Source organism: Sphingopyxis sp. H053 (assembly GCF_001468225.1).
Classification (GTDB): Bacteria; Pseudomonadota; Alphaproteobacteria; order Sphingomonadales; family Sphingomonadaceae; genus Sphingopyxis.
In genome coordinates this window covers 414,195-435,521 of record NZ_LNRU01000004.1, presented here as the reverse complement: position 1 = coordinate 435,521, position 21,327 = coordinate 414,195, and the positions used below count along the sequence as shown (strand labels likewise).

General features: G+C 66.4%; 14 protein-coding genes. 3 read left to right on the top strand and 11 right to left on the bottom strand.

Translation table 11 applies throughout. The features are described 5' to 3' along the window. Positions 1-131 precede the first annotated feature (131 nt). Positions 132-1,625 carry an MFS transporter gene (locus ATE70_RS10180; protein WP_058537791.1) on the top strand — a complete coding sequence of 498 codons (1,494 nt, stop codon included), beginning with the start codon at positions 132-134 and terminating at the stop codon, positions 1,623-1,625. Positions 1,626-1,635: 10 nt separating this feature from the next. On the opposite strand, the gene ATE70_RS10175 is transcribed toward ATE70_RS10180, so the two are convergent. Next, positions 1,636-3,336, bottom strand: a complete 1,701-nt coding sequence (locus ATE70_RS10175; protein ID WP_058537790.1) for a sulfatase-like hydrolase/transferase — start codon at positions 3,334-3,336, stop codon at positions 1,636-1,638. A 34-nt stretch (positions 3,337-3,370) separates the two neighbouring features. After that, positions 3,371-5,635 (bottom strand): TonB-dependent receptor, encoded by a 2,265-nt coding sequence (locus ATE70_RS10170; RefSeq protein ID WP_058801255.1) that lies wholly within the window; start codon positions 5,633-5,635, stop codon positions 3,371-3,373. Between the two features lie 253 nt (positions 5,636-5,888). Between ATE70_RS10170 and ATE70_RS10165 the strand changes: the two genes are divergently transcribed. Continuing rightward, positions 5,889-6,578: a CerR family C-terminal domain-containing protein gene (locus ATE70_RS10165; protein ID WP_058540027.1), complete on the top strand. Its 690-nt coding sequence runs from the start codon at positions 5,889-5,891 to the stop codon at positions 6,576-6,578. Between the two features lie 124 nt (positions 6,579-6,702). On the opposite strand, the gene trxA is transcribed toward ATE70_RS10165, so the two are convergent. From trxA to ahcY, 8 genes are all read right to left on the bottom strand, one after another. Further along, a complete protein-coding gene (gene trxA / locus ATE70_RS10160; RefSeq protein ID WP_037513673.1) occupies positions 6,703-7,023 on the bottom strand; it encodes a thioredoxin TrxA in 321 nt (106 codons plus the stop codon). A 33-nt stretch (positions 7,024-7,056) separates the two neighbouring features. Continuing rightward, a complete protein-coding gene (addA, locus tag ATE70_RS10155) occupies positions 7,057-10,587 on the bottom strand; it encodes a double-strand break repair helicase AddA (protein WP_058537787.1) in 3,531 nt (1,176 codons plus the stop codon). Continuing rightward, positions 10,584-13,613 (bottom strand): double-strand break repair protein AddB, encoded by a 3,030-nt coding sequence (gene addB / locus ATE70_RS10150; protein ID WP_058537786.1) that lies wholly within the window; start codon positions 13,611-13,613, stop codon positions 10,584-10,586. Before addB ends, addA begins: the two co-directional genes overlap by 4 nt. 179 nt (positions 13,614-13,792) lie before the next feature. Continuing rightward, the gene (locus ATE70_RS10145; protein WP_231732601.1) at positions 13,793-14,512 is read right to left on the bottom strand and encodes a nucleotidyltransferase family protein; all 720 of its coding nucleotides are present in this window, start codon (positions 14,510-14,512) and stop codon (positions 13,793-13,795) included. Then, on the bottom strand, positions 14,509-15,480 hold the full coding sequence (locus tag ATE70_RS10140; RefSeq protein ID WP_058537852.1) for an aminoglycoside phosphotransferase family protein: 972 nt from the start codon (positions 15,478-15,480) through the stop codon (positions 14,509-14,511). The genes ATE70_RS10145 and ATE70_RS10140 overlap by 4 nt, the downstream gene beginning before the upstream one ends. Continuing rightward, positions 15,477-15,929, bottom strand: coding sequence for a tRNA (adenosine(37)-N6)-threonylcarbamoyltransferase complex ATPase subunit type 1 TsaE (tsaE, locus tag ATE70_RS10135; RefSeq protein WP_058537784.1), 453 nt, complete (start codon positions 15,927-15,929; stop codon positions 15,477-15,479). Before tsaE ends, ATE70_RS10140 begins: the two co-directional genes overlap by 4 nt. After that, complete coding sequence (locus ATE70_RS10130; protein ID WP_058537783.1) at positions 15,926-18,289, bottom strand: PAS domain-containing sensor histidine kinase; 2,364 nt, start codon at positions 18,287-18,289, stop codon at positions 15,926-15,928. Before ATE70_RS10130 ends, tsaE begins: the two co-directional genes overlap by 4 nt. Before the next feature lie 171 nt (positions 18,290-18,460). Next, positions 18,461-19,876 carry an adenosylhomocysteinase gene (gene ahcY, locus ATE70_RS10125; protein ID WP_058537782.1) on the bottom strand — a complete coding sequence of 472 codons (1,416 nt, stop codon included), beginning with the start codon at positions 19,874-19,876 and terminating at the stop codon, positions 18,461-18,463. A gap of 404 nt (positions 19,877-20,280) precedes the next feature. Here ahcY and ATE70_RS10120 point away from each other — a divergent pair, with 404 nt between their 5' ends. Then, on the top strand, positions 20,281-20,679 hold the full coding sequence (locus ATE70_RS10120) for a hypothetical protein (protein ID WP_058537781.1): 399 nt from the start codon (positions 20,281-20,283) through the stop codon (positions 20,677-20,679). On the opposite strand, the gene ATE70_RS10115 is transcribed toward ATE70_RS10120, so the two are convergent. Next, positions 20,676-21,239, bottom strand: coding sequence for a YqgE/AlgH family protein (locus ATE70_RS10115; RefSeq protein ID WP_058537851.1), 564 nt, complete (start codon positions 21,237-21,239; stop codon positions 20,676-20,678). The two genes, ATE70_RS10120 and ATE70_RS10115, sit on opposite strands and share 4 nt — an antisense overlap. Positions 21,240-21,327 lie beyond the last annotated feature (88 nt).

The window sequence follows — 21,327 nt, the reverse complement described above, 5'->3', positions numbered from 1 at the left end:
CGCAATCCGCCGAACGCCGCCTCTTCACGTATTCGTATACGTAACCGCCCCGCGCTTGCTCTCTTCCCCGCTCGCTGCAACACCCCGACGCAACGGAAGCCGCGACCGACGGCCCCGACGGGAGAAGCATGATGGAAAAACCGAAGCAGGGCTTCGCCGGCCTGTGGAATATCAGCTTCGGCTTTTTCGGCATCCAGATCGGCTTCGCGCTGCAAAATGCGAATATGAGCCGGATATTCCAGTCGCTGGGCGAGGATATCGAACGCCTGCCCGGCCTGTGGGTCGCCGCGCCGCTGACCGGGCTGCTCGTGCAGCCGATCGTCGGGCATATGAGCGACCGGACATGGCTCGGCCGGCTCGGGCGCCGCCGTCCTTACTTTCTCGCCGGCGCAATCCTCGCCGCGATCGCGCTGTTCGTCATGCCCGAAAGCCCCGCAATCTGGTTCGCCGCGATGATGCTGTGGATTCTCGACGCGTCGCTCAACATCTCGATGGAACCGTTCCGCGCCTTCGTTGGCGATATGCTGCGCAAGGACCAGCACAGCGTCGGCTATGCGGTGCAGACCGCCTTCATCGGCGCGGGCGCCGTCGTCGGCTCGCTCTTCCCGACCCTGATGGAAGCGATGGGGGTCGCCAATGTCGCGCCGCCGGGGCAGATACCCGACACGGTTCGCTACGCCTTCTGGTTCGGCGGGATCGCGCTATTCCTCGCGGTGCTGTGGACCGTCATCACCACCGACGAATATAGCCCCGAACAGATGGCGGCATTTGAAGCCGGATCGCCCGGCGACACGCCCCCGGTCCGCGCGCTCGCATCGCACAGCTATGCCGCCAGCGGGGGTTGGATCGGCGCCGGGCTGCTCGTCCTCCTCATCCAGCATAATTTCGCGCTGCTCCGCGAAGTGCTGCTGCTCGGCGCGCTGCTCATCGGCTACGGCCTCGCGAGCATCGCCGCGATCGCGCTGGCGCGCCGCGGCAGCGACAAAAATATGCTGTCGAGCATCGTCGGCGATTTCTCGGGCATGCCGCCGCTGATGAAACGGCTGGCGCTCGTCCAGTTTTTCAGCTGGTCGGCGCTGTTCATCATGTGGATCAACACGACCCCGATCGTCGCCCAATATCATTTCGGAACGACCGATGCCGCCAGCGCCGCCTATCAGGACGCGGGCAACTGGGTCGGCCAATTGTTCGCGATCTATAATGGCGTCGCCGCGGTCGCGGCGCTGACCCTGCTCCCCTGGCTCGCGCGGCGTCTTGGGCAGGCGCGGACGCACATGGTCGGCCTCGCGTGCGGCGCGGCGGGATATGCCAGCTTCTTCCTGCTGCGCGATCCCATGCAGCTGATCGTCAGCGAAATCTTCATCGGCATTTTCTGGGCTTCAGTCCTCGCCATGCCCTATGCGATCCTCGCCTCCAGCCTGCCGCAAGCGAAGCTCGGCATCTATATGGGGCTTTTCAACGTCTTCGTCGTCGTCCCGCAATTGCTCGTGGCGACGGTGATGGGCTCGATCATGAAAGCGCTGTTTCCGGGGGAGCCCATCTATACGATGGCATTCGCGGCATTCGCCTTGCTGCTTGCGATGGCTGCGATGACGCGCGTCGACGCCAAAACCAGCCAGGGCTGACCGTCCGCCCTCATCCCGGCCATGGCCGATTATAGATCTCGGTAGGCCCCGGATATTCGCTGCCGTCGTCCGTCCCGACCTCGCGCGCGATCAGCGCGTTCACCATCGCATTGAGCCGCGCCATGTTGCGTCGCTGCTCGGGCCGCGCGGCGAGATTGACGATCTCGTCGGGATCGGCTTGCGTGTCGTAGAGTTCGAGGTCGTTGTTCGCCGACAATTCGGCCCAGTTTTGCGGGTGCTGGTGATGCGCAGGCGCGAAATAGCGCGCGAACTTCCAGCGGCCGTCATGCACGCCGCGGTGCAGCCGGCGTCGCGACAGGTCGAAACGGTCGGCGAAGGGAGCCGTCGCGGGCTGTCCCGCCTTCGGCGCCCAGCCATAGGCCACCGCATAGTTGAACAAATGCCCCCTGATGTCGCGTTCGGTGCGCGCATTGGCGTCGGTCAATAACGGCGTCACGTCGACGCCGGGCAGATCGGGATAATGCTCCTTCCGCCAGCCGACATCCTTCCCGCCCAGCGCGAGCAGGGTCGGCGCGATGTCCACCGCGCTCATCAGGCGGCGCGAGCGGCGCCCGCCCGCGGCATCGGGATGGACGATGATCATCGGCACATTGGTCTCTTCGCGGTAGATCGTGCCGCCCTTTTGCCGCATGCCGTGTGCGCCCGCGCGTTCGCCATGGTCGGCGGTATAGACGATGATCGTGTTCTCGAGCTGGCCGCTCGTCTCGAGCGCCCACAGCAACTGGCCGATCCGCCGGTCGACGTCGCGGATGCAATTGTAGTAATAGTTGCGGAAGCGGCGCCACGACGCTTCGTCGGCGAGTTCCAGCGCGCCATAGGTGCGGACGTTCGACGCGGCGATGCCGCGATGCGCCTCGGGCTTTCCGCTGAGATCGTCGCGATAGAAGCTCTCGGGCAACTCGAAACCATTGTCCTCGGCATAGAGCGAGTCGCCCGGTTCGCGGCGGAGCGGCCCCAGAAGATAGGGATGCGCGCGCGTTTCGGTCTGCTTGCCCGTCGCATCATAGAACATGATGTCGTGCGGATTGAGCAGGCCGACGACCATGAACCAGGGTTTTCCAGCCGCCTTGTCGCGTTCCTTGAAATCGAGGATGCTGCGCGAGGCGTCGGCGGCGATATACTGGTCGTGCCGGTATCCGTCCCACGTCAGGCCGACCGCTTCACCGTCGAACCCGTAATCGTCGAAGCCATATTCTTCCATCGCAGGTTCGGTGGCCGGATAGATCATGCCCGACACCTGGTTCCAGTTCCGCTTCTCGTTGATCGGCGAAAGGTGCCATTTGCCCTTGTAGCTGGTGTAATAGCCCGCCGACCGCATCATATGGCCCAGCGTCGGCAGGTCGGTCGGCAGCACCGGATCCTCGGCGCCGCTCGAGTTCAGATAGATGCCCGTGCGCTGCGTGTGATGCCCGGTGAAGATCGTCGAGCGCGACGGGCTGCACGGCGTCGTCTGGACATGGTAATTTTCGACGAGCAGCCCGCGCGCCATCAGTTCGCGGTGCCCCGGCAGCTTTTCGAGCAGCCCTTTCGGGAAGCTCGCGATACTCTGCTCCTGATCGGTGACGATCATCAGGATGTTGAGCTTGCGCCCGTCCGCCGCGGACACGCTGGCCCGCGCGCCCGACGCCGCGAGCGCCCCGGCGCCGCCCAGCCCGCCTACGAATGTCCGGCGGCCAACAGTCCAAACCATCTCGGGGCCTTTCCTTGTCCAATCGATACCGTGCCTAGAAGCGCAACACGGCTTCCAGATTGACCGTCCGCGGCGCGTTGATCATCACGACATGGCTGTTGCCGCCGAGCAGCGGCGTGTTGATCGCCTGGCTGAACGTTACCTCATTCGTCAGGTTCCGTCCGACGAGCGCAAGTTCCCACGCGCCATCTTCCTTGCGGATCGCCAGGCGCGCGTCGAACTTCGCGTAACCCGGCTGCGTATTGAGCGGGTTCAGGTCGCCCTGCAAATAGGATTTCGACGTGTAGTCGGCGGCGCCGCGAGCGCTGACGATCAGGTCATCGCTCACCGGCACATCGAACTGCACATAGCCCGATGCCTTCCATTCGGGCGCGCGGGTCAGGCGCACGCCGGACAGATTGTTCGTCGCGGGCGTGCAGCCGGCCGGCGCGTTGTACAGGCAGGGGCCGCCCGGATAATCGTTATATTTCGCGTCCAGATACGCCCCCGTAGCGCCGAGGCTGACGACCCGACTCGGCCGGTAGCGCGCCTCGACCTCGACGCCCTGCGCGGTTGCCTTGGCAGCGTTGCCGGTGATGAAGGCGGTGCCATTGTACGACGACACCTGGAGATTGGCGAAGCGCGTGCGGAACAGTGCGATGTCGAGGTCGAGCTTGCGGTCGAACAGGCGCATCTTCGTGCCGAGTTCCCACGCGCGCGCGCGTTCGTCGTCGAAGTCGAAACGGCCGTTGTTGTTGCGGATATTATAGAGGAGCAGTCCATCGTTCGACAGGAAGCCCCCGCCCTTCGTTCCCGTCGCATAGCTGACATAGGCCGACACCGCCGGGCTGAATTCGTAGCGGAGGCGGAGCGAATAATCCCAAAGTTTCTCGGTCCGGTTGCCGCTGATGTCGAAATCGAGGTTGTTCGCGGGGATACGCGGCCCGACGTTGGTGCTCGTCCCGCGCGCTTCCTTCTTTTCATGGCTGTAACGCAGGCTGCCGCTGAAGGTCAGCGCGTCGGTCAGTTCCGCCTCGACGATCGCAAAGGGCGATAGCGACCAGGACGACTGGGTGAAGCCGCGCTTCCCCTCGGCCTGCGGCAGCGTCGTCCCCACCAGATTGCCGTTGTAGCTGATGAGCTGCAGGATATCGAGGTCGGCGTCGGTGTAAGTCGCGCCGAACGCGAGGTTGATCCCGGCGGCGACGTCGCGCGAGACGCGCAGTTCCTGGAAGAACTGGCTGCTCTCTTCGGCCTGCAGCGTGTTGAGCAGGTTGATCGGGCCGGGAATGGTGTTGAACGTGCGCTCCGAATCCACCGCCTGATAGGCGGTGATCGAGGTGACCGACCAGTCGCCCGGGGTCCAGTTCATCGTCATCGCGCCGGTGCGCGACTTGGTGACGTCATATTCCTCCGGAAAACCGCGGCTGAACCGCCAGAAACCGGGCTTGTCCTGCGCGTCGGCACCGCCGCTGGCATTACGGACGATGTTGCAGAGGTTGCAGTTCGGATTGCCGATATTGTTGTAGACGGCGTTCGACCCGTTGATTTCGTTTCGGAACCCCTCGGCCTTGAGCAGGATTTCGAAATCCTCGCTCGGCTCCCACAGCAATTGGGCGCGCCCCGAGCGGTATTTCGACCCATTGTCGTCGAAACCCGTCAGCCGGTTTTCGATATAGCCGTCGGCCTGCCCTGCACCGCCGCTCAGCCGGACGCTCAGCGTGTCGCTGATCGGCCCGGACAGATAGCCGCTGAAATTCATGCCGCCTTCGGCCAGTTCGGTGCCGGCGCGGAACTCGGCCTCGAAATCGCGCGTCGGGCGGCGCGTTATCATGCTGATCGCACCGGCATTGGTGTTCTTTCCGAACAGCGCGCCCTGCGGTCCGCGAACGACCTCGATGCGTTCGACGTCGAGGAACGGCACCTGCAACGACCGCGCGCGGCTGGAATAGACGCCGTCGACGAACAGCCCGACCGATTGCTCGAACGCCAGATTGTTCGCGCCCGACCCGAGCCCGCGGATCGTGATCGCGTAATTGCCGTTGGTGTTGTCGATCTGGAGGTTGGGAACCGACGACTGGAGGTCGGTGAACAGGCGCTGGCCCTGCTGCTCGATCGCGTCGCCCGTCACAACGCCCACCGAAATCGGCACTTCCTGAAGCGTTTGCGGACGGCGCGAGGCGGTGACGATGATGTCTTCGCTGCCCGCCGTCCCTGTCGTCGCGGCCGCTTCGGCCTCCTGCGCCGCCGCGGGATGGGCAACCGCGATCATCAAGCTTCCGGTGGCGAGCGCCGTCAAGGCCCGGTGGTGGCGTGTCATCCATCTCTCTCCCATGTTCACGGCCAACGCCCCCGCAGACGCGTTCCCAGCGCCCTCGACTCCGCGGCCTCCCATATTATGTATCAAATGATATATTTCTGAATGACCAAAATCAATAGCATTCTAAGTATTTTTTAGAAGGCCGCCAAAAGCTCCATATTCCGCCGGAAATCGGATGTTTGCCAACCTGCGGGCATTTGCTTTACGCATGGCAGATCGATTGCGGCGAAGAGCTTTGAGGTTGATAATGACGATGGGAGATACGGACGAAGGGCCCGTTGCGCAGCCCGGAAGAGACGCGGTGTCGAACGCGTCGCGCAAGGGCGACCAATCGCGCCAGCGCATATTGGAGGCGGCGCTGATCGAATTCGGGGCGGCGGGATTCAAATCCGCGACGACGCGCCGCATCGCCGAACGGGCGAAAACGACGCTTCCGCCGCTAAACTATTATTTCGGCAGCAAGGAAGGGCTATACCGCGCGTGCGCGGAGGAGATCGTGACGCGTTTCGAACGCGCGAACCATGATGCCGTGGCCGGGGCAAGGCGGACCATCGAGGCGGCATCGGGCCCGGAAGAGGCGCGCGACGCGCTCAAAAAGCTGATGGCCGCATCGGTGGAACTGATATTGGGCAACGCGACCTATGGGCTCGGCAGCGGAATCATCGCCCGCGAACTCGCCGAACCGGGCCCGGCTTTCGATATCTTTTACGATCGCCTGTGGCTGCCCGGCATCGAACGCAACGCGCGGCTGATATCGCGGATCAAGTCGGAGCCCGACGTGTCGGCCGAATCGCGCGTGCAATCGATATTGCTCGTATCGAGCATCCCGTCGTTCCATACCCGGAGGATCGTCGCGCAAAAGGCCATGGGCTGGTCGGCAATCGGTGCTGCGGAGCTAGCGCTTGTCACGAAAGTCCTGCATCTCCAGATCGACCGGGTGTAAGCTCGATGGCTTCTCCAAGCGCCCTAAAGACCGTCAAACTGCTGCAATTCACAAAGTTTTTGTTGCCAGACGAGCTCAAATAATATCGTCATCCCGGACTTGGTCCGGGATGACGAAAATAGGGTCAGAGCGCGCCTTCGAGCCAGCCCTTGAGCGCGCTCTTCGGCGCCGCGCCGACCTTGGTGTCGGCGATCTCGCCATTTTTGAACAGGATCATCGTCGGGATTCCGCGCACGCCATATTTGCCCGGCGCATCGGGATTTTCGTCGATGTTGATCTTGGCAATCACCACCTTGCCCGCGAGTTCGTCCGAGATTTCCTCGAGCGACGGGCCGATCATCTTGCACGGACCGCACCATTCGGCCCAGAAATCGACAAGCACGGGGGTATCGCTGTCGAGCACGTCCGACTGGAAGCTCGCATCGGTGATCGCTTTGGTACTCATAGTCTGAACTCCTGAAATATCGTTGCCGCCAAGCTAAGGCGTCGGCGCGTCCGGCTCAAGGGTGGAACCCGGCAAATTCGCCTTGGTTGCGGGCAAGCCCGGCTTGTAAGCGTCGAGCAGGTTGTCTCCGAGCAAGATCAGCCGGGGCCCGGCCGTGTAGAGCAACGCCGCCTCGACGCGCCGGCCGGGAAAGATCACCCGCAGCGCATCGCGATAGGCCGCCATCTGCCGCAGGTATGCGGGCGCGACATCGGCCGCATGCGCCGGCACATGCCGCCCGGTCTTATAGTCGATCACCGTCACCGTGTCGGGTGTGACGAGCAGCCTGTCGACGATCCCCGCCACGACCACGCCGTCGACGACCGCCGACAGCGGCACTTCACCCAGCGACCCGGGACCGAAAAGCGCTGCGTGCGCCGGATTCTCGATCACCGCGAGCACTTCGTCGACCATCGCCGCGCGCGCGCCCTCGTCGAGCGCCGCCGCCTGTACCGACAGCCAGTGCAAAGCGGCCGCGCGGCGGCGCGCGGGCAAGACCGGCGGCAATCGCTCGAACAAAGCGTGGAGCAGCAACCCGCGCTCGACCGCGACCGCACGCTCGCCGCCCTGCGGCGGCGACGCGACATCGTCCTCGCCCAGCGCCGACGGCGCGAGCGGGCGCGACGGCCGCGCTTCCTCGGGGGCGGGCTTCGTCGCCCAGGGCGGCACAACAACGGGCGGCGCCACCTGCCTCATCCTGTCCTTCGGCGGACGCGCCCATTTCTTCGGTTGCACCGCATAAACCCGCTTGCGGCCCCAGCGCGGCCCGGCATCCTGCCAATCGGCGCCCATGTCGGCCATCACCGCATCGACCGCGCTGTGCCAATTATGGTCGGGCAGGCTGCGATCGGCGGTCTTGGTGATCCCGGTGACCACCAGCAATTCCTCGGCGCGCGTCATCGCGACATAGAGCAATCGCCAATGCTCCTCGCGCTCGGCCGCTTCCTTGTCGTCATGCGCCTTGGCGATCGCGCCGTGCCGTTCGTCCTTGGCCAGCCCGAATACCGGCAGCTTTTCCCACGCGTCCATCGACAGGTCGAAGGTCAGGCGCCGCGGCCGCGGATCGTCGGTCGCATCGGCGAGGATGACGATCGGCGCCTGCAGCCCCTTGGACCCGTGGACGGTCATCACCCGCACAACGTCGCTGCGCGCCTCGGTTTGGCGTTTGATCTCGGCGGTGCTGGCGGCGATGTGGGCGAGGAAGCCGAGCAGCGATGGTGCTTCCCGCCGTTCGAAGGCGAGCGCCTGTCCGAGCAATTCGTCGATCGGATCGCGCGCTTCGCGGCCCAGCCGGCGGTACAGCTTGCGCCGCCCGTCGAGTGGCCCCGACAGGATGGCGTCGAGGAAACGAAAGGGCGTGGTGAAATCGGCCATGCCGAGCAATCCGCGCAAGGCCGCCAGTGTTTCGGGCGGCGCATCGCTTTCGCGTGCGCGGAGCTGCTCCCACAAGGCGCGGCCCTTGCGGCCATGGGCAAAGCCGAACAGATCGTCCTGCGTCCAGCCGAGCAGCGGCGAGACCAGCAAGCCGGCGAGGTTGAGGTCGTCGAGCGGCTGGACCGCGAAGCGCATCGCGGCGAGCAGATCCTGCACCGCAAGCGACTGCGTCAGCGAAAAACGATCGACCCCCGCGACCGGCACGTGCCGCGATTGCAGCCGCGCGACGATTCGCGCCGCGAGGTCGCGGCGGCGCCGGACGAGGATCAATATATCGCCCGGCGCGACGCTCCGCCCGTCCTTGCCATGTTCGATCCAGTCCTGCACCTCGTCGGCAATCGCGCGCGACAGGCGCAGGCTCGCGGGGTCGCTCGCCGCCGCGGAGGAGTCGCCCGGTGCGGCGTCTTCTTCGCCGTCGTCGCGATCGCCCTCGTCGTCGGCGGCGGCATCGAGCGCTTTTCCGACCGGCAGCGGTTCCCACAGCTCGACGCGGCCCGCGCGGTCGCGGTTGAAATCGGCGGGGATGTGCGGCGGCTCGTCGCTTTCCAGCCCCATCAGTTCGGGCGCGCCCGCCGCGATCCACGCATCGACGACGTCGAGCACGGCGGGGCTCGAGCGGTAATTGGTGTCGAGATCGACATCCTCGAACGGCCTTCCGCCCGCCGCCGCACGCTCGCCAAAGCGGATTCGCGCCGCCTCGAACGCCGCGGGCTCGGTGCCCTGAAAGCCGAAGATCGCCTGCTTGCGGTCGCCAACGGTGAACATCGTGCGGACGCGGTCGTCCTTCGCGCCCAGCCCGGCGAAAAACTCCGCCGCGAGCGACAGAATGATCGCCCATTGCCGCGCGTTGGTGTCCTGCGCCTCGTCGACCAATATATGATCGGTGCGCTGGTCGAGCTTGAAGCGCACCCAGTCGCCGAAATCGCCGGTGGCGAGCAGGTGACCGGCGATGCTGATCAGGTCGTCGAAATCGGCATAACCCTTGTCGCGCTTGGCGAGGGCGTAGGCTTCGGCAAAGCGGCTACCGAGGTCCCACGCCGCCGCCAGATCGTCGGCGACCTGCATCGCGGTGGCGGTTGCCAAAAGATCGCCGGTGGCGGCAACGATCCGTTCGGCAGCGCCAACGCAGCCGCGCATCGCGCCCTTTTCCTTGGTATAGTCGGCGCGCAGGTCGCCCGTTCCGGTCAGGAAACAGCCGCGCACCGCTGCCAACATCGCCGCACGTCCATACGAATCGGCGCGGTTCCAGTCGTCCATGATATCGGCGCGCGCATCGCCGGTCTTGGTCGCCCAGTCGCGGCCACTGAGCGCCACGGCCGCGATATCGGCATCGGCGACGGCACCGCCCGCAATCGCCGCCGCCCGCCAGTCGGCGGGGTCGCCCTGCGGCAAGCCGAGCGCGGTTCGCAGGTCGGTCGCCCGCGGCGCGAGGCGCGGAGCATTCGCCGCGGTAAAGCTGCTCGCACAGCGCGCGAGGAACGCGATGGCGGCATCCTGCCCCAGCCGCCGCGACAGCATCGCGGCGATGCTTCGCATATGATCGCCGTCGCCCCCCTGCTGCGACAGGAGTTTGCCCAGCACCTCGCGTTGCAGCGCGCGCGCCTCGCTATCTTCGAGCGCGCGGAATCCCGGCAGTATCCGGGCCTCGAGCGGGAAGCTGGCGAGCAAGGTCTGGCAAAAGCTGTGGATCGTCTGGACGCGAACCGCGCCGCCGGGGCTGTCGATCACCGTCGCGAACAAGGATCGCGCGCGTTCGATCAGCGCTGGGACGCCGCGGTCATAGCCGATGAATTCAAGGTCCAGTCCCAGCGCCCCCAGTTCTGTGCGCAGGTCGCCGTCGTCCATCCGCACCCACATCGCGAGCCGCTCGTGGATGCGATGCGCCATTTCGGCCGCGCCCGCCTTGGTGAAGGTGATACACAGGATCGCCTCGGGCGATACGCCTTCGAGCATCAGGCGCAAGACGCGCGCCGACAGCACCTGCGTCTTGCCCGTCCCCGCCGACGCGCCCAGCCAGACATGATCGTCGGGCTGCGCCGCCGCGCGCTGCCCGTTGTCGAGCATCTTCAGCAGCTTGTCGGGGTCGATCATACCGCCCCCGCTTCCATTCCGCGATCGTCGGCGTCGCCGCGCCCGAACCATTCGTCGCGGCGCATCAAATGGTCGAAATCGGCATAGCGCTTGCCCGTATCGCCCGGAACAAAGGGCTCCTGCCCCAACAGGTAACGCGCGATCAGATCGCCGAATACTTCGCACGCGCGCTCGACGACCGCCGCGGCCGTCGCGGGTTTGGGTTTTTGCCCGCGGATCGCTTTCACGGCGCCATCGACATCCTTTTTCCGGTCGCGCTTCAACTCCCAATATTCGAACGCATCGACGATTTCGGGCGCGAGGTCGCCAAGGCCCGCCTCCTGCGCCAGCAAGCCCAGAAGACCAAGCTGGCTGTTGAGCCCTTCGCCCGTCGATTTAGCCGACGGCGCCGCACCCGTCTTGTAATCGACGATCGCCAAGGTGCCGTCGGCGGTCTGGTCAACGCGGTCGGCGGTCCCATGGAGCCGGATGCCGTCGACGATCCGTTCGCCGCGCACCTCATTGGCGACCGGCCAGCGTTCGTCGCGCGATGCCCAGACGCGCTCGGCCGCCCAGCGCAGCGACGGCTCGATCCGCGGCAACCAGAAAGCGCTGGCCAGCGAATCGAGCGCCGGGTCGGCACGCAGCGCCGCCAGTTCGATATCGAATGCGGCCTCGGTCAGTCCGGCCGACTGCCAATCCTGCAGGAATTTATGGACGCGAATGCCGAACCACTTCGCGTCGGGGCCGCTGCTCAGCGGATCGAGCTCGCTCAGCCCCAATATCTTTGCCGCATAAAAGGCAAAGGGATCGCGCGCGAGCTGGTCGACCCCGGTCACGCTGATCCGGTCGGGGCGTGCCGCGAGCGGCGGCGCCGGATGCGGCTTTTCGGCCGGCGCGCTGACGCCCGGCGGCACGTCGAGCATCGCAGCAAGCGCCACCACCGATTGCTCGCCCAGCCGCGCCTCGGGCAATTCGCCTGCAAGCGCCGCGAGCCGCAGCCAGAAGCGCGACGCCACCGCCGGGTCACCGCCGCTGCGCTGCGCGCGCGTCACCACCACCTCGCGCGCTGCAAAGGCGCCCGCGAAATCATGCGCCGCCGCGCCCTGCTGACGCTCGGGCGCGGCGAGGCCGAGCATCCGGCGGATGCCCGGCGCGAGCCAAGGGTCGGGGCTTTGCTGCTGCGGCCAGCGGCCCTCGTCGAGCCCGCCGAGGATCATCACATCGGCGCGCTGCAGGCGCGCTTCGAGCAAGCCCCAGATGAACAGGCGCGGATGCCCGCCATAGGGCGGCCGCACGCTCTCCCCCGACAACAGGTCAGCGAGCATCGCGGGGAAATCGGCGGGCGCGACAAGCGCCGGGCCGTCGCCCTTCGCGAGCGCCCAGCGGTCGAACAATTCGGACAGCGCGCGCCCGGCATGGCCCGTCCACGCGCCCTCGCCGGTCAACCAGCCAAGCGCCGCCTGCAATGCACCGAGCAGGACTGACGGCGGCGCGGGAACGCCCGCCGCGAAGGGCGCAAGCGCGGTGCCCAGTCCGGCCGCGACATCGCCCCACCAGTCGCCGATCGCCTCAGCTTCGGCATGGCCGCGCCCTTTGGAATCGGCGGTGCGTTCGGCGATCCGCGCAGTCACACCGCCCCAGCCCGGCACCAGCCCTGGCCCGCGCAGCACAAGATCGAGCCGCCGCACCTGATCAAGCCAGCCAAGCCGCGCCGCGCCCGCGCGCACGAGCGGATGGCCCAGAAGCGCGATCAATCGCACCGGATCGAAGGCCGCGGCGAATTCGGCGAGCGCGAGCAGCAGCGCCCCCGGCGGCGTCTGCCCGAGCGGCTGCCCCGCGCTGTCGTCGACCGAAATATCCCAGCGCGCGAGTGCCGCCGCGACCCTGGTGGCAAGCGCGCGGTCGGGGGTCACAAGCGCGGCGGTGCGCGTCGGCGTTTCGAGCGCGTGGCGCATCAACAGCGCGATGCCCTGCGCCTCCTGCCCGTCGTCGGCGAACACCGCCGCGGTGACCCCGGCGATGCCCGGGCCGAGGTCGCCCGCCCGCTGCCAGCGTGCGGTGTAGGCGGCGGGCGCGAAGAGCAGCGAGGTGAAAGGCGCGCGCGCATCGGGGCCATCGAAGGGCGACGTCGCGTCCCACGGCTGTACCTCATCGCGCGCCACGCCCATGCGGCCGAGCAGCAGCTTCAAATGATATTGCGGGTGCGTTTCGAGCGGACGCTCCCCAAACTGTTCGGCACCGGCCTTGTCGGGATCCGCCTTCACCGGCCCCAGCGCGTCCCATTCCTCGCCCGCCATGCCGAGGTCGAGCCCCGGCAGAACGACCATGCCTTCAGCGAGGTCGGCGACAGTACGCAGCAGTCGCGCGATTGCGGGCGCGGCCGTCGTGACACCGGCCGCCACCACGAACCGCGCGGGCGGTGCGACGCGCCATCCCGCGGTCACGCGGCCGAGCAGACGGTTGCGGCGATCGGCGCGGTCGATATGCCCCGTCGCGGCGAGCCGCTTCGGCCACTGATCGACGAGCAGCGACAACCGCCGCCACGACGCCTGCCAATGCCCGGCAAGGTCGCCGAGCGCGCTTTCGATATCGGCGAGCCGCGCGGGCGCGATCTCTTCATAATGGAGCTGGTCGATCACGCGCCCCAGCCCCTCGGCGAGCTGGAACGCCGCGGCGCCGGTGATCGGTTCCTCGCCCGCCGGATTATGCTTCTCGATCAACCCCGCGAGCATCAGCCGCCGCTTGAGCGCATCGATCGCGGGCGGGATCGCATCGCTCTCGTCGATCGGGTCGAGCGCGAGCGCGACGCTTTCATCGAGGTCGGCGTCGCCGATCACCGCGAGCCGCGGCATCAGCAGCCCGTTGCCGCCCGCGCGCACGAACGCGGCCTGCACCGCGCTCCGCGCCCGATTGCTTGGCAGTATGATCAGGCCCTGCGCCAGCCCCAGCGCACCGTCGGCGTAGCGGGCGATCAATCCGGCGGCGAGCGCGTCGGCGAAGGCCCGCTGGACGGGAATGGAAAAGACGGTGGGATGCGGGGTCATCCTCTCCCTATCTAGAGCAGGGCTTCGATACGCAAGCCGATCCTCCCTGCGGCGCAGCCGTGGGGAGGGGGACCATCCGAAGGGTGGTGGAGGGGCTGCGACGTCGCGTCATCGCCCCTCCGTCAGCGGCTCCGCCGCTGCCACCTCCCCATGCCTTCGGCACAGGGAGGATCGAGCGATCAGCCATCCGTCAGTGCGGCTTCGGTCGGCGCGATGCTCGCCGGGGTGCCAACGTCGAACCACTGCCCCATGTGCGACAGACCGTAAAGCCGCCCCGCCGCAATCGCGCGGTCCCACAATATGTTGGTCGAAAACGCCCCCTCGGGGGCATCGTCGAGCAGGCGCGGCGAAATGAGCTGGATGCCGGTGTAGACAAAGGGTGCGATCCGCCCCGGCTTGCGGCGGCTGAGCTTGCCGTCGCCGTCCATATGGAAATCGCCGCGACCGCTATGCCCCGTCGCGCTCGCCTGACGGATCAGCAGCAGCAGCGCGTCCATCCGCTCACCGTCCCAGTGACGCGCGAGGTGCCGGATGCTGTCCTGCGGCCCGTCGGTCCAGATATTGTCGCTGTTGACGATCAGGATCGGGTCGCCGCGAAGCTGCGGCAGCGCCTTGACCATCCCGCCGCCGGTTTCGAGCAGCAGGTCGCGCTCGTCCGAAATCGCGATGCTGAAGCGGCGCTTCTGCGCCGCGAGATGCGCTTCGAGCGCGTCGGCGAGATAATGGACGTTGACGACGACATGCTCGACGCCCGCTGCCTCGATCCGGTCGAGGCTATGGTCGATCAACGCCTTGCCCGCGACGCGCACCAGCGGCTTGGGCCGCGTCGCGGTGAGCGGGCGCATGCGCTTGCCGATCCCCGCCGCCATCACCATCGCGCTTTCGATCTTCACGCTCACAACCAAATCTCCGCCCGTTTCTCGAGCGGGACATTGGCGTCGAACCATTGCCGAACGGGGACAAGCGCCGGATGCGTCAGATCGCGTTCGAGCAGCCCCCACATGCGCGGCTGGAAGCTCTTGTAATGCGGCTTGTTGTCGCGCTTCCACAGGCGGACGAATACGCCGAGGATGCGCGTATTACGCTGCGCCGCGAGCGCCCAATAGGCGGCCTCGATGTCCTGTCCGGTCGCCGACTGATAACGCGCGAGCATCGCGGCTTCGACCGCCGGGCTGACGTCGCGCCGCGCATCCTCAAGCACCGAGGCGAGGTCATAGGCAGGATGGCCGACGAGCGCGTCCTGAAAGTCGAGCAAGCCATAATGCGTGATGCCGTCCTTGCCGGGCACGAGCATGATATTTTCGGCATGATAGTCGCGCAGCACCGTGACGCGCGGCAGACCGTCGGTTTCGACCGGCGTCAGCACTTCGGCCCACGCGGCGCGAAACGCGTCGCGGTCGACGTCGATGTCGAAGGCCGGGCAATACCAGTCGCTGAACAGCATCACCTCGTCGAGCCATTGATCGAGCCCGTGCACCGGCAGCCCCTCCATCGGCGGCCGCGCGTGGAGGTGGACGAGCAGGTCGGTGACCCCGGCATAATAACCGGCCTCGGTATGCGGCGCCGCGTCGACCGTTTCGCGCAGCCGCACGTCGCCGAAATCGTCGATCAGCAGCAGGCCCCGTTCGAGGTCGCGCGCGAGGATCGTCGGCGCGGTCAGCCCTTGCTCGCACAGAAACTCGGCGACCGCGATAAACGGCCGCGGGTCCTCGTGCGGCGGCGGCGCATCCATCAGCACCGCCTGCCGGTCGCCGTCGACGATCCGGAAATAGCGGCGGAAAGACGCGTCGCCGGCGAGCGGCAAAATCTGGGCGTCGCCCCAACCATGCGCGGCAAGGAACGCCGGGGCATGGGCGGGCGGAATCATCGGAGCGGCCATCTTGCTCCCCAAGCGGCAGGCACATCGGCTGTCAAGACGCGCGCGCCGCCCTCACCCGAAATCGTGAGCAGCAGCGCGTCCGGCCAGCCTTCGTCGCCCAGCCGTTCGGGCCATTCGATCAGCAGTGCGCCGTCATAAAGATAATCGTCGAGCCCCAGCTCGATCAGCTCTTCACTATCTTCGATGCGATAGAGGTCGACATGCGCGATGGGCAGATCGACCTCGGGCGGCGCATAGGGCTGCACGATTGCAAAGGTCGGGCTCGGCGCCTCTCCCGCGAGCCCGCGTGCCTTCAGCATCGCGCGCGCCAGCGTCGTCTTGCCCGCGCCAAGGCCGCCCGACAATAAAACGACGTCGCCCGCGATCAGCGCCGTCCCGATCGCAGCGCCGATCCGCCCGGCATCGTCCAAGCCATAGTTGCAGGTAAAAACGGTCATGCGCCGCGCGGCAGACTGATCCGCACGAGCGTGCCCTGGCCTTGCTCGCTCACGACTTCCATCGTCCCGCCGTGCGCCGCGACGAGCTGGCGCGCGAGCGCGAGGCCGATGCCGCCCGTCGCGGTCCCCGCCTGCTGCCCCTTGGCGACCGCGACGGCGGCCTCGGGCATGCCCGGACCGTTATCGGAGACGATGATATCGACGCCGCGCGCATCGCCATCGGCGTGGAGCAGCACGCGCGCGCCCGACTTGCGCGACGGCGATGTGAAGCGCACCGCATTGTCGAGCAGCCCCGCGACGAGGCGGGACAGCCGCGGCGCGTCGCCGTCGATGCTGCCGAGGTTCGCCGAGATATTGCCGACGAGTTCGACCTTCTCGCTGTCGGCAAGGGGCTTGGCGTCGGCGAGCGCGCCTTCGAGCAGCGCGCGGATATCGACCGACGCACGCTCGACCGCGAGCGTCCCCGCCTCGCCCTGCGCAAGGTCGAGCACATTGTCGATCTGGCGGGAGAGCACCGCCACCGAATCCATGATCGCATCGATATAGGCGCGCTGCTGATCGCCGAGCTTGCCGGCATAGCCCGCCTGCAGCATCTCGCCGAAGCCGCCGATCGAGGTCAGCGGCGTGCGGAGTTCATAACTCATCCGCGACAGGAAGGCGGTCTTGGCCTTGTCGGCGGCTTCGAGCGCTTCGTTGCGTTCGCGGAGCGCGCCCTCCATCTTCCGGCTCGCGGTGATGTCGAGCATGATGAGCAGTGCATTGCCGTCGGGCAGCGGGATCGACGCGAAATCGAAATGGCGCCCGTCGGCGAAGCGAACCTCGCCCACGCGCTGCTGGCGTTCGAGCGTCGCGGCACGGATGACTTCCTGCACGATGCTGATCTGGTTCGGCTTCGCGAGTCGGTCGGCCAGCCCGCTCATCAACGCATCGACACGCGGATGCGCCGCGAGCGTCCCCTCGTCGATGCCCCACAGGCGACGGAAACGCTGGTTCCACAGATGCAGCCGTCCGTCGGGCGCGAAAACCGCCACCGCCTCGAACAGATTGTCGAAGGTCGCGGTGCGCACGCGCAGCAGCGTGTCGCGCGCGCCCGCAAGCTGCACCTGCTCGGTCTTGTCCTCGGCGATCAGCAGCAGCCCGCCATCGGGGGTCGGCTGCGCAACGACATGGAGGTGCGTGCCGTCGCGCAGCAGCCAATCCTCTTCGCTCGCACCCGGCTGCGCGAACCAGTCGACATGGACCTGCCGCCATTCGGGATAGTTGCGCACCTCGGGCGTCCGCCCGCGTTCGCGCCACGCATCGAGCAGCCGCGCGAACGGCAGCGCCTCCGCGACATCGTCGGACTCGATCCCGAACAGGCGGCGGAACGGCAGATTGGCAAAATTGAGCCCCTGATCGGGGCCGAATTGCGCCACCGCCGCCGACAAACGGTCGAGCAGCTCGCGCTGCGTGTCAACGAAGCGGCGGTGCGCGCCGCGCTCGGTTTCGAGTTCCTGAATGTCGATCGCATAGCCCGCAATCCCGATCACGCGGCCGCCCTGCGGTGCCAGCGGCACGTCGACGACGCGCATGATGCGGCGTTCGCCTTCGATCGTCACCGGAATCGTGCGGACCTGCGCCGATCCCGCAATGCGCGCTTCGTCGGCGGCTTCAGCGGCGCTCACGCCGGCCACGGTCTCGCACAGCTCGACCCCGCCATCGATCACCGCGACCGCGCTCTTTGCCTCGACCGCGCGGACATAGGCGGTGTTGACGAGCGCGAGATGGAGATCGGTGTCGCGGAACCACATCGGAAAGGGCGCTGCCTCGATCAGTCCCGACAAAGCCTCGAACGCCGCCATCGCCTCGTCGCGCTCGCTGCGCGCATGCGCCAGCGCGCGCTGCCCGTCGGTCGCGTCGCTCAGCCAGAGCAGCACCCCGCCCGATCCGCCGACCGCGTTCGGCGCCGCGGCGCCATGGATGATGATCGCCCTGTCGCCGCCCTCGGGCTTCAGGCTGAGCGTAAAGGGCTTCGCGCCGCGCTGCGCGCCGAGGATCGCCTGCCGCAGCGCATCATGGCCCGCCGCGTCGAGCCCGCTGCCCAACCCCCGCAGCTCGTCGAAATTGCGCGGGCCTTGGCTGAGCCCCAACCAGCGGCCGAGCCGCTCGCTCGCCTCGATCCGCCAGTCGGCGCGGACGATGACGGGAAGCTGGGGCGACGCTTCGACAAGGCTTGCAAGCCTTTCAGCCTGCCCCGCAACGAACGCCGCGCGCCGCTGCATCGCGATCCCACGCACGGTCGCCCAAAATCCGGCGAGCAGCCAGAGTGCGGCGAACAGACCGATGGCGAACAAAAAGGTCGGGGAAAGCGATCCGCTCATCCCGCTTCAATCTTCCACGCTTCGGCTGTCTTCGGTGCCATTCTCGCCAGCCCTAAAGGCGATGGAGTCATGTTTCAATCGCATGTCATACGGATCGGCGCGCCGCATCGTCCGATGGGCGCGCCGTCCACAGTTTTTTATCGTTGCGAAGAGGGCGAGGCCCTCGACCGGTCAGTAACGATAATGGTCGGGCTTGAACGGGCCTGCGACCGGCACGCCGATATAATCGGCCTGCTTCTGGCTCAGCTGGCTGAGCTTCACGCCCAGCTTGTCGAGGTGAAGCGCCGCGACCTTTTCGTCGAGATGCTTGGGCAGGACATACACGTCGTTCTTATACTGCTCACTGCGCGTCCACAGTTCGATCTGCGCCAGCGTCTGGTTGGTGAAGCTCGCCGACATCACGAACGACGGGTGGCCCGTCGCGTTGCCGAGGTTCACGAGGCGCCCCTTCGACAGGATGATGATCTGCTTGCCGTCGGGGAATTCGACCAGATCGACCTGCGGCTTCACTTCGGTCCACTTGTAGTTCGCAAGCGCCGCGATCTGGATCTCGCTGTCAAAGTGGCCGATGTTGCAGACGATCGCCATATTCTTCATCGCCGCCATATGCTCGGCGGTGATCACGTCGGCGTTGCCGGTCGCGGTGACGAAGATGTCCGAACGCTTGACCGCCTCGTCCATCGTCACGACCTCGAAGCCTTCCATCGCCGCCTGCAGCGCGCAGATCGGGTCGATTTCGGTGACGAGCACGCGCGCCCCGCCGTTGCGGAGCGACTGGGCCGAACCCTTGCCGACGTCGCCGAAGCCGGCAACCGTGGCGACCTTGCCCGCGAGCATCACGTCGGTGCCGCGGCGGATCGCGTCGACGAGCGACTCTTTACAGCCATAGAGGTTGTCGAACTTCGACTTGGTGACGCTGTCGTTGACGTTGATCGCGGGGAAGGGCAGCTCGCCCTTCTTGGCGATGTGGTACAGGCGGTGGACGCCGGTCGTCGTTTCTTCCGACACGCCCTTGATCGCCTTGACCGTCTTGGTGAGGTAACCGGGGTTCGCCGCAACGAACGCCTTCAGCGCGCGCTGCATCTCGATCTCTTCTTCATTCTCGGGCGCGGGCATTTCTTGCCCGGCCTCGAGCTTCGCGCCCCACAGCGCGAACATCGTGGCGTCGCCGCCGTCGTCGAGGATCAGGTTGCAGGTCGTGCCATCTTCCACGCCCCAGTCGAAGATGCGGCCGACATAGTCCCAATAATCGGCGAGGCTTTCGCCCTTCACCGCGAACACCGGCACGCCCGTCGCGGCGATCGCGGCGGCGGCGTGATCCTGGGTCGAGAAGATGTTGCACGTCGCCCAGCGGACGTCGGCGCCGAGCGCGGTCAGCGTCTCGATCAGCACCGCGGTCTGGATCGTCATGTGGAGCGAACCGACGATGCGTGCGCCCTTGAGCGGCTGCGCCGCGCCGAATTCGCTGCGCAGCGCCATCAGGCCCGGCATTTCGGTTTCGGCGATATTGATTTCCTTGCGACCGAAGTCGGCGAGGCCGATGTCGGCGATCACATAATCACGGGTATCGGCGGCGAGAGTGGCCACGGTTAAGTCTCCTGTAGGCGAGTTCGGCCGCAGGCGAGCGGCCACGAAAAGTCAGGTAATTATGCCCGGCGCCCTAGCCGAAACGTCGCCGCCGATCAAATATAAACTTTTCTTTATATCGCAATATCGACACCGCCCGCCCGGATGCCGGACGCACGAATCGGCGGCGCAAAATGCACCGGCCTCACGAAAATAATTTTTAGCGGACGCAATTGTGACAATCGCTGCCACGACTTTGTGACAACGAGTCGCTATCGCCAAGATTCTGAAAATCCTGACTTATAATGCGCCTTTCGTTCAGCTTAATTCGCTATTGTGACAACAGTGTTACAAACCCCCGAAAATATTGACTTTTTGCCCGGCGCGCGAGAAAATCGGCGAAAGTTTTCGGGGAGATACGAAAGATGAAAAAAATTCTGCTGCCGCTCTTCGCACTGGCTTTCGCGAACCCCGCTGCGGCGCAATCGATCGTCGTTGTTACCGCGCCGCAAGCTGATTCGGAGGTTCTTCCGGTCGCTTATGCCGAGCTGAAGGCCGGCGAAAATCGGGCTGCTGTCGAAAAGCTGACCGGCGACACCGGCCTCGATGCCCGCGACCCGTCGCGGCTGATCAATCTTGGCACCGCTTACGCTCGTCTGGGTCGCACCGCCGAAGCCGCCGCCGCCTATGACTACGCAATCGGCAGCCCAATCCGCTACGATCTCGAACTCGCCGACGGCCGCTATGTCGATTCGCGCTGGGCCGCACGCACCGCGCGCGCCAATCTCGACACTGGCCGCCCGCTGCTCGCGCTCGCGCGCTAAGCCTCGCCGCCCTCGGTCGTCAGCAAGCGGGCGTCCACTCCCGCTTCGGCAAACGCCGCCTGCCATCGTTCGGCGGGCGGCGTTTCGAATAACAGGCCGTCGCTGCCCGGCGTGACATGCCAGCCGTGGCGAACCATTTCGCCTTCGAGCTGCCCCGGCGACCATCCGGCATAACCGAGTGCGACCAGCCAGCGCGACGGGCCGCGCCCCTCGCCGATCGCGCGCAGGATATCGTGCGAACTCGACACCATCCAGCGATCGCCGACCTGCACCGCCTCCTGCCCGCCCCAGTCGAGGCTATGGAGGACGAAGCCCCGCGACGGCTCGACCGGTCCGCCGAGAAACACCGGCTGGTCGAGCGGCACTTCGTGCGCGATTTCGAGCTGGTCGAGCACCGCCCCGACGGTCATGCCCTCGATCGGATCGTCGATGCCGATCCCCATCGCACCCTCTTCGTCATGGCTGATCATCGCGATCACCGAATGTTCGAAACGGGGATCGCCGATGCCCGGCAGCGCAAGCAGCAGCTGGCCGGTGAACCAGGTGGGGTCTGTGCTCATAAGCGCCACCATGCCGCGTCGCGGCGGCGCGGTCCAGCTTTTCGATCAACCGCCGCGCCGCGCTTGACTTGGCGACCGGCGCACCCGA